Source organism: Cardinium endosymbiont of Sogatella furcifera, assembly GCF_003351905.1.
In the GTDB taxonomy this organism is placed as follows: domain Bacteria; phylum Bacteroidota; class Bacteroidia; order Cytophagales; family Amoebophilaceae; genus Cardinium.
The window spans coordinates 742,273-756,015 of record NZ_CP022339.1 but is presented as its reverse complement, the minus strand read 5'-3'; the positions used below and the strand labels follow the sequence as shown (position 1 = coordinate 756,015).

Below are 13,743 nucleotides of genomic sequence, written 5' to 3'. Positions count from 1 at the left end.
GGCCTTACTGTAGCGAATGCATCCCTTCCAGCTGCAGCCTACACATATTGGCATAGATGGCATTGGTTTTTAAAAGCGTTTCATGGGATCCATTGGCAATGATGTTGCCATTATTAAATACCAACACCCGATCCATTGCGGCCAAAACCGTTAACCGATGGGCAATTACAATCGTGGTTTTGCCTGCCATAATCGTAGCAAGGCTTTGTTGGATTTCGGTTTCGGTAACGGCATCTAATGCAGAGGTCGCCTCATCCAATATTAAAATGGGGGCATCTTTTAATATGGCACGTGCAATAGCGATGCGTTGGCGTTGCCCACCTGAAAGCTTGGAGCCTCTCTCACCGACCAATGTGTCGTATCCTTCTGAGAAGCTCATAATAAAATGATGGCATTTTGCTTTTTGGGCGGCAGCGATGACTTCCTCATCGGTGGCTTCCTTGCGCCCGTAGCGAATATTTTCTAAAATATTATCATGAAAAAGCGTCGTATCTTGCGGTATCAGCGCAATAGCCGCACGCAAGGATTCTTGCGTAACGGTGGATATATCTTGCCCATCAATCGTAATCACTCCTTTATTCAGATCAAAAAACCTAAGCAATAGGTTAATAAAAGTGGTTTTACCACTACCAGATAAGCCCACCAAGCCTACTTTTTCACCTGCTGCGATAGCAATGTTTTGATTTTCAAATATAGGTTTACCAGGCACATAAGCAAAAGAGACATCTTTAAAGGCAATTGCAGGAGATCTACAGGTCAACACAGCCGCACCTGGTACATCTAGCACGGCATGTTTTTTTTGTAATAACTTTAAAGCTTGCTTACAATAGCCCATTTCTTCAAAGAAGTCAGGAAACTCAGCTACAGAAACCCAAACCAAATTACAAATGTTATTCCCTGCATAAAAAATATAGGTGACTTCAGAAATAGACAACTTACCCAGCTGCCAATAATAGATCATATAAGCCAGCATGCCTACGCCCATAAAGCCAATAGAAAGGCCACTAATGATGAGATGAAGCTGCATAATAAGCTTTAAAGCCTTTTCATGTGCACGTTTTTCTATCGCTTGCGGCGCCAACAAATGGGTAGTAGCTTGATTGTTCCGCGCAAAAAGCTTAATGCTTAAGATATTGGTAAACCCATCTACAATGCTACCGGATAAACGGCTGCCTTTCTCTGCATGTAGGGCTACACTATGCCCACATTTTTTGGAATAAAAAAGGTAGGTGGCGGTATGCAACACCAGCCAAGCCATCAACACGGCACCAAAGGTAGGCTGGATATAGGCAAAGGAAAAGACCCCTGCCAACATGGTACAAAAGGTAGGCAAAAAGGATGAAATCACAATCATCATCAGTTGGCTGATGCCATCTGTTAAATCGTTGACGCGCTTTACCAGGTCCCCAGAAAAATGCTCAGTAAAAAATTGATAGGAATGGCCCTGCAAATAGTGTACAATCCAGATGCGTATCTTGGCCTCAAAAGCAGGAATGGTCCTGATCTTCATATAGTCAAATAGACGAAATAAAACCTCTATAAGGACGATAACGCCTAATAAAGCCATCAGCGGAACGCCGAGCTTGATCCAAGCGCCTGCTCTATTAGAGGCTAGTTCCGTTAGACGGGTGACCAGTACCTTAAAGGCATAGGGAACCACTAAATTATCCAGTACAAAACACATCCGAAAACAAGCCATGGCCATAAAATGCCATTTGTATTGACTTACAAAGTGTAAAATAAAAGTTTTTAGGCTTTTGGTAATGGGTTGCATGGGTGGAAAGGTGTAAAAAGGCGTACGGCTCCTGCTTGTTTCTTTATAAGCAAATAGACAAACAGCTAGCCCTGAGGCCAAAAGTTGCTCCAAAACTACCCTTTAAGGGGATAGGCAGATCGGTTGTATAAGGCGATAGCATCTGCCCATTAAGGCAAATATTTATCTAGTGCTTCCTGAATTTGAGCGATCGGTAGGTTCCCAACCAAACGGTCTACTTGTTGACCTTGGTAAAAAAACAACATGGTAGGTATGGTACTAATGGCATATCTAGAAGGGGTTTTGCTATTTTCACTGATATTAAGTTTGGCAATATATGCCTTTCCTATATACATAGCAGCGACCTCTTTGAGCACAGGGGCCAGCTTTAAACAAGGTCCACACCAAGGGGCCCAAAAGTCTACTAAAACAAGTTTATGTTGGCTAATAACCTCATCAAACTGCGCATCTGTAATTTCTATAATATTTTGATCCATAAGTTAAAATAGTTTCATAACGGAGACTGGCGGAAGCGCTTACCTGAAAGGGAATTTAAACAATTCCCCCTGAATATACAAAGATATAAAAGATCTAGCAGGCATTTTTATTTTTACTTTTTTCTTGATAAAAAAGTAAGCAAAAAATCAAGTATCTATCCACATTACTGGTTCATAATGAATTTTATTCCACTTTTTTCTTGATAAAAAAGTGGACAAAAAATCAAGCCCTCGGCAAAAAGGCGCTGAAAGTGTCATCTGACAGATGGGGAAACAGTTCCCTTTGGGGGCTTTAAAGGAAACTGTTTTTCCTAATCATCTGTATGATCCCACTTTCTATACCGCGCCTTTTTACAGGGGCGGTTTTTTTTAATGTAAAAACCAGTGAATTGAATAGATACGAATTGTTGTGTCTGTTCACATTACTATTCAATAACGTCAGCAGATACCAATAGACGCCTTATGGCTTGTAAGGCATCGGGTATACCTGCGGGGTTATCGCCTCTAGCGGTGGCCAAAAGGGGTTGCCCGCCGCCTTTACCCGCAATAAGAGAAGCGATGGACTGCATAAGCGCATGGGCATTATAGGATGGCGCTAATGCTTCTGATACCACCATCATCAGGTGTGCCTGCTGGTCAAAAGTAGCGGCTAAAAGGATAATCGATTTTTTATATTGGTTTCTATAGCGCAAGGCCAACTGCTGCAAGGCATCGGGATGGGGCAGCTGCACAACTTGTAGCAAGAGGTAGACCCCACCGACTTGCTCGAATGAGAGCTGTATTTGTTCTATCGCCTGGGCTTGGTAGACGGCCAACTGTTTTTGAAGTTGTTTTTTTTCACAGAGGAGTTTTTCTACTGCCTGCACCAGCGCTTTGGGGTGCTTGAGCAGCGCTGCTATAGCGTTTAACGTGGCCGCTTGTTGGGTAACAAACTGGTGGGCTTGACAAGCGGTTAGGGCTTCTATTCTGCGTATACCGCTTGCTACAGCGGTTTCACGGATGATTTTAAAAAACCCGATGGAGCCTGTACAAGGCAGATGGGTACCGCCACAAAGCTCTATAGAATAGGCGGGGTCAAAGGCAATCACACGTACCTCGGCGCCATATTTTTCACCAAACAGCGCTTGCGCACCCATAGCCTTGGCGGTTTCAAGCGGGACGGCACGTTGCTCAATACAAGCGATATTCGCTCTAATCTTTTCATTGACCATCGCTTCTACTGCTTCTATTTGCGCATCAGACAACTTAGTAGGATGGGCAAAATCAAACCGCAAGAGCGCAGGCGTTACTAAAGAGCCTTTTTGGACCACATGGTCCCCTACTACTGCTCTTAACGCTGCCTGTAAGAGATGGGTAGCGGTATGGTTACCAGCCACTAAGGTACGTTGGACGGGATCTACACGGGCTTCTATAGGCTGTTCTAGCCGAGGCTGCCCCAGCTGAGGCTGCGCCAGCTGCGTGGGCAACTGGTCAACCGTATGGAGTATTAAGCCATGCTCTTTTTGTACATCTAGCACGGAAATAGATTGTTGACCAGAGATTATAACCCCTACATCAGCCACTTGCCCGCCGCCTTCTGGATAGAAAGGAGTAGCTGCCAACACCAATTGGTAGGCAACGCCTTGTTTATTGGTAATGGCTCGCCATTGTACAATAGAAGTGGTTATGGCCAACGCATCATAGCCTACAAATCGGGGTTGAACCCCTGTTTGGATTACTTGCCAATCCCCTTGGCTGCTAGCGGCATCTTTCTGCGAGCGTTTTTTTTGTTCTTGGAGTGCCTGTTGGAAACCGGCTACATCTACCGTCAGGCCTTTTTCCTTAGCCAGCAGCAGGGTCAGGTCTAAGGGGAAGCCATAGGTATCATAGAGTGTAAAGGCCACGCGGCCCTCTATGCTACCTTGATGGATATTTCGGGCATCCAGCTGGTTAAAAAGCTGTAAGCCAGTAGCCAATGTTTTTAAAAAGGCAGTTTCTTCCGATTGAATACATTGGGCGATATAGTCCTGTTGAGCGCTTAGGTTGGGATATATCCCTTCCATCTGTGCCACTAAGACGGGTACCAATTGATAGATAAAAGGCGTTTGGATCCCCAAGTGGCTATAGCCATAGCGAATGGCCCTACGCAAGATACGCCGTATCACATAAGCTGCTTTGGTAGGTGCAGGCGCTTGGCCATCAGCAATGGCAAAAGCCACAGCACGGAGGTGGTCTGCAATCACCCGCATGGCCACTGCCATCGTGTCGCTGTAGGGTTTACCCGCAAGCCGTTGGATCTTTGCGATCAGTGGCGTAAAGACATCGGTATCATAGGTAGACGTTTTCCCTTGCAACACCATCGCCAACCGTTCAAAGCCCATACCCGTATCGATATGTTTATGCGGGAGGTCCACGAGTCTACCAGAAGCCTGCCGGTTGTATTCCATAAACACCAGGTTCCAGATCTCTATAACCTGAGGGTGGCCTTGGTTAACCAACTGCGCAGCAGGTAAGGTTTTACGTTCAGCTTCAGGGCGAATGTCTATATGTATTTCAGAACAGGGCCCACAGGGTCCTTGTTCACCCATTTCCCAGAAGTTAGCTTCCTTGCCACAGGCAAGGATACGTTCTGCAGGCAGATATTCGGCCCAGATGGCAGCAGCTTCATTATCTTTGGGCAGGCCATCTTGCGCGTCTCCGGCAAATATGGTTACATAGATCTCTGCCTTAGGCAGTTGATAGACTTCAGTTAGGAGCTCCCATGCCCAGGCAATGGCTGCTTCTTTAAAATAGTCTCCAAAGGACCAGTTGCCTAGCATCTCAAAAAGGGTATGGTGGTAGGTATCCACCCCGACTTCTTCCAGGTCATTGTGTTTACCAGATACACGCAAACAAGGCTGCACCGTAACCACACGCGGAGCCGTAATCGGTTGGTTGCCTAAAATGACCTCTTTAAAGGGATTCATACCCGCATTAACAAATAGCAAAGAGGGATCATCTTTTCCTATGATAGGCACAGCAGGCTGGTGTTGGTGCCCTTTCTGTATAAAAAATTCAAGAAATTTTTCTCTTATAAATTTGGATTGCATAGTAGCGAACCTATTTTGCCTGCAAGCTGTAGAAGTCTACCTAAATAACCCTCAAAACACAAACAGCTATAACCCTATAGCTGACGGATATTTTTAGTTACCAATCAGATACAAAAAAAATGGGAGCCAGCAAAAGCTAACCCCCATTTTAGAAGAATTAATCTAGAAAAGTAGAATCAAAGACTAAAGGTTTTGGGATGCATCTTCTGAAGTGTTTATCATACTCCTTCGATATTTCTCCTTGTATTTATCAATAACATCAAAACGAGGATCAGATAAAGTGATTTTATCGAAAAACGATTTTGCATTTTGTTTGCTATCTGAATCAAGGAAATCTGACACCTTAGCGCTAAGAACAGCCTCTAACTGCCCACAACAATGCTCCATAGCTTTACAAAATTTATCGATACTGAATGGGGTGTTGTTTCCAGCACCTAATCCCTTAATTGCAGTATTAACAGTATCCTCCAAATCTTTATAGTCAACAGATTTTGAATCACGTCTAGCAACTAACAGATCAGATAAGTCTTTGACCCAAAGCAATATTTGCTTAGTTACGCTAGTAGGTTGATAATTACCGTTATTCAAGAAAAGAACTGCACACTCTTCTAAACTTTTACGGACCACATCACGAACGGCTTGAATAAGGTCTTGGCCTGTTTGCCGACGGCTAAATAATACACTATTGTTATCTATATCATCGTCTATTTTTTTACCCTCACCATAAATAAGTTCAGAAAGAATGCGAGCGCCTACTCTATGCTTAAATAATGCAGTCGTTTCATTAAATTCTTTCTTATGATAAGAACTGACAATACTTTTTATGTGCATTTCTAGATCATCCTTAAACGGAACATTAAACAGGTTATGTAGAATATTCTTAACTATTTGCAAAGAAAGACTTTGAGTACCTAATTTACCATATATAGAATCCGAATTTCTATTTCCACCTATATTAGCAACCGACTGATCCACAGAATCAATTTCAGAAAAAATCAGGTCCATGATTTCATTCTCATTTGGAATAACAAAGAACTCCTTTAACTCAGGATCATTTTCTATATACTTACCTAGAGTTGAAGCAAAGCTTTTGTAATTTCTATTCTGAACATAGTGTTCTAAACTTTTGAAAGTATCATTATGTCCAACTAACCTAACAGTATTTTCTTTATCATCACTCCTATGTTCTAGAGCTAAGAAATTAAGTTCTTTATTTATATTATTACCTGTACTTGTAAAAAGAAGAAGCAATATTTGATTGAATTTTAAATCCAATGCCTCCTCACCATATGAACCCGACTCGGGAGATTCGCCTGCAGAGATGTCAATATAGTTAAACTTCTTTTTCAAAGAACCTGTAAAGTCATCAACTTGAAACATTGCATATTTAGACTTACCACCCTTGTCATCCAATACATACCATTGATCTTTAGGGATACTCCCTTTCTTGCTTAGATCATCTAGAGCCATTTGTGGCAATAGATGGGGATCCTTTCGATTTTTAATCAGAATAGAAATTTTTTCACCCAAAAGCGATATAGGAGTCTCTTGTTTTTTGTCTTCATTACCATTTTCTTCATTATTAGATGACTCTTTAGTAGTAAAAGTCTTAATCATGGCCAGAGCCCCACTTTTTAAATAAGAATTTCTAGAGTTGTTAAATGCATGTTTTTTAGAAAAAATGTCTTTTAGGCCTTCCTTATATTGTTTTATCCCTCCGGAAATATTAAAGGCTTTACTAAGGGCGTCTTCTAAAGACACACATTCAGAGAAAGAACTAGTTATGGCTCCTTTAACTTGTTCAGCGAAGTCATACAACTGATGAACACCCTGAGCAATTGTATTTGCAGCAGAAATATACGCATATTTATTTTGAATTCCTGATTTAGAGGCACCAGTACGGAATTTTGGCATATGTTGTAAAGGTCTTACCAATTCACGCAGAGAACTAGGATAAGTAAGCAAGTTATCTTCATCTGAAAATTTTTGAAAAAAAGCTTCGCCTGATTTCTTTAGTTCTGAACCATCTAGTAGTTCTAACTGCTGGAGATTCACAACTTCCGGGCGTATAACAATACCAGAAGCATTATCTACTATAGCTCCCACTTCTGTAAACCGAAAAAGGGAGTAATAAATGTCTCTAAGGGAATCGATAAACGACTTAGACCTCTCAGTCTTCTTCACGCCTTCTTCTGCTACAGTAGGCTTCTGATCCTTGCTCTGAGTATTAGCAGAACCATCCGCGTTTTCTGTACACTTACCATCCTTACAACCAACAAACAACACCCCAGCCAAGAGTAGACTGGACAAAGACGGAATTGTATTTCCAATTTTTTTATAAACCATTGTTATTCAATTTATTGATTATGAATTATTTAATTTAATGAACTATTTTTAAGCGCTGGAACACCTAACGATTGTAATGGGCTTTGATACAAAAATAACATATAACCAAATACCATCCAAATATACCATCTTAGCTGCGGTTACCAAGCACCCCAGACAGCTTTGTAGAAAGCCCTTTAATTTGCTACAATGATAATATAAAAAAAGATACGATGCAAGTATTTTCTACATTATTTGCTTTAAATAATGGGCGGTATGGTTCTGACTTTGCTGGATCAGGGTTTCTGGTGTACCGGTAAATACTACTTGCCCGCCTTGCTGGCCGCCGTCAGGGCCTAAGTCAATCAGCCAATCTGCACTTTTGATGATGTCAAGATGGTGCTCAATGACGACGACGGTATGGCCTTGATGAATCAAGGCATGAAAGGCCTTGACCAATTGGGCTACGTCATGCATATGGAGGCCGGTAGTGGGCTCATCAAATATAAATAATATGGGCTGATCTGCTAACTCTTTTTCTAAATAATAGGCTAGCTTCAACCGCTGGGCTTCTCCGCCACTTAATGAACTGGAAGATTGCCCGAGTTGGATGTACCCTAAGCCAACTTTTTGTAATACTTTTAACTTATGGACAATGGCAGGGTGATCGGCAAAAAAGGGTAAGGCTTCTGCTACGGTCATGCTGAGTACTTGGGCTACGTTTTTGCCAGAATAGGTTATATCGGCTATCTCAGACTTAAAACGACTCCCTTTACAGGAGGTACAGGAGAGGTAGATGTCTGCCATAAATTGCATCTCTATCTTTTGATGGCCCTCGCCACGGCAGGTGGGACATTGGCCTTTCTCGGAATTAAAGGAAAAATGGCCTGCCTGGTAATGACGGGAACGGGCTAAAGCGGTTTGGGCAAAAAGGTCTCGAATGGCATCGTAAATGGCTAAATAGGTGGCTGGATTGGAACGGGAGGATTTGCCTAGTGGATGGTGGTGGATCAGCTCTACGGCTTGCAGGGAAGCCCAATCTCCAGATAAGGGGGTAGAGGGCCCTGAAAGGGAAGTGGGTTGGTGCAGACGGGCGGCTAAAGCGGGATAAAGGACCTCTTTTATCAAGGTGGATTTGCCTGACCCACTGACGCCTGTTACTACGGTGCATACATTCAGGGGAATGGCAACGGTGACATTTTGGAGGTTGTGGAGGTTAACCTCTTGAATCAATAGACGCTTGCGCCAAGGACGCCTGCGGGGGGGCAAAGGAATGGCGGCAGTGCCATTGAGGTAGTCTGCGGTATGGGTGGTGGCTTGCATCAAGGCTGGAAAGGTGCCTTGGAAGACCAAGGTGCCGCCATGGGCGCCTGCTTCAGGGCCTATCTCCATAATGGTATCGGCCGCACGCATGACCAAGGCTTCATGCTCTACGACAATGACTGTATTGCCTTGGGTTTTTAAGTCTACCAACAACTGCACCAACCGATCGGTATCACGGGGATGTAGCCCAATGGTGGGCTCGTCTAAAATATAAATGGCACCAAATAGGGGACTGCCTAAGGCCGTGGCTAATTTAATCCGCTGCTGCTCGCCGCCGGACAGGGTGGCCATAGGCCTGCTGAGGGTTAAATAGGCTAACCCTACTTGGGCGAGGTAACGGAGCCTGTTTTTAATTTCTACGACGACTCTTTGGACCATAGTGGCCTCCCGTGGGGTAAGGGATAACCGATCAAAAAAAGCAATTAAGTCGTGAAGCGGCATCAATAATAGATCGATGATGGAGTGGTGCGCGATTTTAACGCAATCGGCATCTGCACGCACCCGGCTGCCTTTACAGACGGTACAGGGGGTTTTGCCGCGGTAACGGGACAACAACACGGAGTATTGGATTTTATGGGTTTGCGTGGCGCAAAAATCAAAAAATCGATTGAGACCTAGAAAATCACCCTTGCCCTGCCATACAAGGGTTTGCTGATCGGGGGTTAAACTACTATAAGGGGCATAAATGGGCAAACGCAGTGCTTCATGTGCAGCCAAAAGGGGCGCCAACCATTTAGACATCGTGGCGCCATTCCAAGGGGCAATGGCGCCTTCTACTAGGGAAAGGGCTGGATTGGGTATCACCTTATGGGGGTCTATGCCCGTAATCTGCCCTAAGCCTGAACAGGCTTTACAGGCCCCATGGGGGGTGTTAAAGCTAAAAAAGGAAACAGTCGGCAGGGCAAATGTAAGGCCATCTAACTCAAACCGATCTGAAAAAGCTTGCTGGCCTAACCCAACCAGCGCTACAACCGCATGGCCCATCCCCTCAAAAAAGGCGACTTGAACAGAATCTGCTATTCTATATTGGTTGTCTTGGTCCGCTTTGTTCACTACAATGCGGTCTACCAACCCATAAATGGGCTGGTCTAAGGATAATCGCTCCTTGCCTGCTAATAAGGCCTCTATATAAAACAGGTGATCGCCTTGCATCACCCTGGTAAACCCTTTGCCTTGCTCGACTTTTAACTTCTGCACCAACGCAGCTTGATCGGCTACTGCAATAGGATATAGGATCAATACTTTAGTGCCATCTGCCTGTTGTTGAATGTAATCTACTACATCAGAGACGCTGTCTTTTTTTACTTTTTGCCCGCTGATGGGGGAATAGGTAGTACCGATACGGGCATAGAGTAGGTAAAGGTAGTCACAAAGCTCTGTAAGGGTGCCTACAGTCGAACGGGGGTTTTTATTGGCTACATTCTGCTGAATGGCAATAGCGGGTGAAAGGCCTTGAATGGCATCCACCAAAGGCTTGGCCAGCTTACCGAGAAACTGTCGTGCATAGGCACTGACGCTCTCTACATACATGCGCTGGGCCTCTACAAAAAGGGTGTCCAAAATCAAAGAGGACTTGCCAGAACCAGATAACCCAGTAACTACAACAAGCTGGTTGCGGGGAATGGCTACACTGATATTTTTCAGGTTGTGCATGCGCGCCCCCCTGATGATAATAAAATCTTTTGGACTAAGCGTGTCTAAGTCTGCTAAATGAGGACGCATGAATGGTATACCGAACTATTTTTTTAATGCATCCCTGATTTCAATTAAAAGCTTTTCTGTAGCGGTAGGACCGGCTACTTGCTCTTCCGATTTTTTTACGCCATGCATCAGCTTGACCACAGCAAATATAACCAAACTAATCACTAAAAAGTTCAGCACGGCAGCAATAAAATGACCAATCTTAATGCCAGGACCGATTTCTATCGATTGCCAATTGCCATCGGTTACCAATAATGGATTCACCATAGGCATAAATAAATCTTCTATAACAGCAGTAACAATCTTACCAAATGCACTGCCCATAATCATCCCAACGGATAAATCAATAACATTGCCTCTAAGGGCAAATTTTTTAAATTCTTGTATAAAACGCATGGTACCAATGGGTTAATGAACTTGCCTGGAATATAATGGTATAGAACGATAGATGCAATAGATTTTTTTATAACTTAAAAGCAAGTTGGCTTTTATACATTTTTTTACACATCATACCATGAACAGCTATATCACACACGCATATAAGGGTATTTTATTTTGTTTGGCTATGGTCATGGGTACCCATTGTACAACTGGCGTTTATTGTACTACGCCATATGCGTCACCGATTAAAAATGATGCAGACCCGTCTGCTCAGCAGACGATAGGTGACGAATTCAAAGCCATATGGAAGACAGAAATCAAGAAAAGTGATGAAGAAATTATACCGCACATACGATCCATCGTGCACGAATGCTTCAAAAAAGAAGCGAAGCAATGGTATTCAGTAACAATGGAATTTATTATGGATAAAAATGAGTTTTTCATAAGCCAGTATAATCAGCATCATGAAATGATTAAGGGCATATTCTTGAAATTACCGATAACGTCTCTACAGTGCCTTGTGGCTCAGCTGGGCAATGCCAAAGATAAAGCTATATACATCAAAAATTTTAACCATGGCACCAGCGATCAAAGCAGCGTGCAGCGCAGCCGAACAGGCATTAGGCGAGCGGTTTTGGGCCGAATTTAAGCAATGGATCACAGACAAAGAGAGACTAAAAAGATTGCATAAACCGATGCAACAGGAGCTACAAGAGGAGATAGAAGCGGATATAGAAGCGGAGCAACGAGCCAATTGGGTGGATAGCATAGCAAAGTTCTTTCTACCTTGTATGCGACCTTGTATGTCATGCGTTAACCCACTCATGAGATGCCAGGAAACACTATACTCAGTCTGGATTTCATGTGTTACAGAGTGGGGGACATGGTTTACAATCGATACCGCACCACTCGTATCCATACAGACTAACCAACCCATAAAGGAAACGCGTCTACCCATTGGCGAGAAAATAGAATAGGAAAGATAGGCGCATACCTGAGTAAATAAGATTTGTATCTAAACAATGGTTGGTTATACAAAGTGTCTTGTAAAATTATATCAAAAAACAATGGAGGATAAATCGTTCTAAGCGCTGGTAAATAGCTGTTATACGTAATAACGTAACTCTAACCATGGAACTCATTCTGCAGGTGATGCGATTGCGTGCGCCATGCTACGTAAAAAGGATTGGAGGATAATCGCCGCACTGACTTGATCGATATGGCTCGCTCTATCTTTTTTGGAATAGCCTGCTTGGTAAAGCCCCTGCATGGCCAACTTAGAGGTAAAGCGCTCATCCTGATAATAAAAACGTTGCGCTGGAAATTGCTGTTGCAAACGCATACTGACCTGTTCTACTACGCTACTCATGGTAGAAGGCTGGCCATTTAAGCCTTTGGGCATGCCCATCACAATGGTGACCACATTTTCCTTTTGTACATAGTCCTTCAAAAAAAGGAATAAGGTAGGTGTGGCAATCGTCTGCAAAGGGGTGGCAATAATCTGTAAGGGATCGGTTACGGCAATACCGACGCGCTTGAGGCCATAGTCTATGGCCATAATCCTACCTAATGCTTTCATGGTGTAGGTTGATTCTTTACGCTGGCTACTATGCCCTTAGCGGCTTCTACAGCGGCATGACGGGCCCCCAACAACTGACGAATGGTCTGATAGGCCTCTTTTTGCCTAGTCACCCCACTACCGGATAAAAGCGTCTCTAAAGCGGCATGGAGCTTGTCACGGGTATATTGATATTGAATGAGTTCTGGAACTACCGCTTGGCCTACCAAAAGGTTTACTAAAGAGATATAGGGTACCGTAACGATGCTTTTGTAAAAAAAGTATGCCAATGGATGGGTTTTATAGACGACTACTTGCAATAAATTAAATAAAGCGGCTTCTAAACTAGCAGTTCCAGAAGCAATGAGCCCCACACGGGCAAAGGCCATGAGGTCATAGGTTTGGTCATAGACTACTTGAACGGTAGGTGGACATGCTTGATACAAATGACGAGGGATATGACTTAATCCAGCTACTACCCATTGATAGGTAGAGGTGCCCTGCGCAACCATAAGCGGCAAGATGCGCCGAATCTCATCCAATCTACTGCCAGGTAGCAAAGCAATAATCGGCCGATGATCCAACTTATTGTCTGCTCTAAAAGCGGGATTGATGCGATGGTCAGCTACCCGCTGGACCAATGGATGGCCTACATAATCGATGGTGGGGTAACCACGATCTTTATAATAGGCTGATTCAAAGGGTAAAATGGACCATACTTGATCTACATCTCGCTTGATCTTTTCAATTCTTCGTGGACCATGGGCCCAAATCTTGGGCGGTATATAGTAATGAACTGGAAAGCCATTGCGCTTGGCAAATGCGGCAATCCGCATATTGAAACCACTGTAATCGATTAAAATGACTACATGGGGCCGATAGTGGATCAAGCCTTTTTGGCAAAATTGTAACCACTTCCATAGGGTATAGGACTTTTTTAAAAAATCTATCCCCATATAGGCCATATGGGTACCCGCTACCTGACAAGGCTTACCCAGGACCACTGCCATCGCCCCTCCCCCACAAGACCAAAAATCAGCATGGGGATCTATCCTTTTGATCTGCCTAATCAAATCAGCACCATGGATATCCCCAGAATGCTCACCCGCAACAATGTAATAGCGCATGGATAGGTCC

General features: G+C 43.6%; 10 protein-coding genes. 2 read left to right on the top strand and 8 right to left on the bottom strand.

What is annotated here, in order from left to right; translation table 11 throughout:
- Positions 1 to 4: 4 nt before the first annotated feature.
- From CE557_RS03295 to mscL, 6 genes are all read right to left on the bottom strand, one after another.
- Entirely contained in the window at positions 5 to 1,867 is a 1,863-nt protein-coding gene (locus CE557_RS03295) for an ABC transporter ATP-binding protein (protein ID WP_114910179.1), read from the bottom strand.
- Between the two features lie 56 nt (positions 1,868 to 1,923).
- Entirely contained in the window at positions 1,924 to 2,250 is a 327-nt protein-coding gene (trxA, locus tag CE557_RS03290) for a thioredoxin (RefSeq protein WP_114910178.1), read from the bottom strand.
- Between the two features lie 425 nt (positions 2,251 to 2,675).
- Positions 2,676 to 5,318, bottom strand: coding sequence for an alanine--tRNA ligase (alaS, locus tag CE557_RS03285; protein WP_114910177.1), 2,643 nt, complete (start codon positions 5,316 to 5,318; stop codon positions 2,676 to 2,678).
- Positions 5,319 to 5,501: 183 nt separating this feature from the next.
- Complete coding sequence (locus CE557_RS03280) at positions 5,502 to 7,664, bottom strand: hypothetical protein (protein ID WP_114910176.1); 2,163 nt, start codon at positions 7,662 to 7,664, stop codon at positions 5,502 to 5,504.
- 225 nt (positions 7,665 to 7,889) lie between these two features.
- Complete coding sequence (uvrA, locus tag CE557_RS03275) at positions 7,890 to 10,688, bottom strand: excinuclease ABC subunit UvrA (protein WP_114910175.1); 2,799 nt, start codon at positions 10,686 to 10,688, stop codon at positions 7,890 to 7,892.
- A 15-nt stretch (positions 10,689 to 10,703) separates the two neighbouring features.
- The gene (gene mscL / locus CE557_RS03270) at positions 10,704 to 11,063 is read right to left on the bottom strand and encodes a large conductance mechanosensitive channel protein MscL (RefSeq protein WP_114910174.1); all 360 of its coding nucleotides are present in this window, start codon (positions 11,061 to 11,063) and stop codon (positions 10,704 to 10,706) included.
- Positions 11,064 to 11,181: 118 nt separating this feature from the next.
- Here mscL and CE557_RS03265 point away from each other — a divergent pair, with 118 nt between their 5' ends.
- Positions 11,182 to 11,697 carry a hypothetical protein gene (locus CE557_RS03265; protein ID WP_162789984.1) on the top strand — a complete coding sequence of 172 codons (516 nt, stop codon included), beginning with the start codon at positions 11,182 to 11,184 and terminating at the stop codon, positions 11,695 to 11,697.
- Positions 11,624 to 12,025, top strand: coding sequence for a hypothetical protein (locus CE557_RS03260; RefSeq protein ID WP_162789983.1), 402 nt, complete (start codon positions 11,624 to 11,626; stop codon positions 12,023 to 12,025). Before CE557_RS03265 ends, CE557_RS03260 begins: the two co-directional genes overlap by 74 nt.
- Before the next feature lie 161 nt (positions 12,026 to 12,186).
- Here CE557_RS03260 and ruvX read toward each other — a convergent pair whose 3' ends face one another.
- Entirely contained in the window at positions 12,187 to 12,627 is a 441-nt protein-coding gene (ruvX, locus tag CE557_RS03255) for a Holliday junction resolvase RuvX (protein ID WP_114910171.1), read from the bottom strand.
- Positions 12,624 to 13,733: a lipid-A-disaccharide synthase gene (gene lpxB, locus CE557_RS03250; protein ID WP_114910170.1), complete on the bottom strand. Its 1,110-nt coding sequence runs from the start codon at positions 13,731 to 13,733 to the stop codon at positions 12,624 to 12,626. Before lpxB ends, ruvX begins: the two co-directional genes overlap by 4 nt.
- Positions 13,734 to 13,743 lie beyond the last annotated feature (10 nt).

Bases quoted from the DNA above. Each gene is read 5' to 3' on its own strand.
- trxA (WP_114910178.1), bottom strand. From the start codon at position 2,250: ATGGATCAAAATATTATAGAAATTACAGATGCGCAGTTTGATGAGGTT.
- CE557_RS03280 (WP_114910176.1), bottom strand. From the start codon at position 7,664: ATGGTTTATAAAAAAATTGGAAATACAATTCCGTCTTTGTCCAGTCTA.
- alaS (WP_114910177.1), bottom strand. From the start codon at position 5,318: ATGCAATCCAAATTTATAAGAGAAAAATTTCTTGAATTTTTTATACAG.
- ruvX (WP_114910171.1), bottom strand. From the start codon at position 12,627: ATGAAAGCATTAGGTAGGATTATGGCCATAGACTATGGCCTCAAGCGC.
- lpxB (WP_114910170.1), bottom strand. From the start codon at position 13,733: ATGCGCTATTACATTGTTGCGGGTGAGCATTCTGGGGATATCCATGGT.
- mscL (WP_114910174.1), bottom strand. From the start codon at position 11,063: ATGCGTTTTATACAAGAATTTAAAAAATTTGCCCTTAGAGGCAATGTT.
- CE557_RS03265 (WP_162789984.1), top strand. From the start codon at position 11,182: ATGAACAGCTATATCACACACGCATATAAGGGTATTTTATTTTGTTTG.
- CE557_RS03260 (WP_162789983.1), top strand. From the start codon at position 11,624: ATGGCACCAGCGATCAAAGCAGCGTGCAGCGCAGCCGAACAGGCATTA.
- uvrA (WP_114910175.1), bottom strand. From the start codon at position 10,688: ATGCGTCCTCATTTAGCAGACTTAGACACGCTTAGTCCAAAAGATTTT.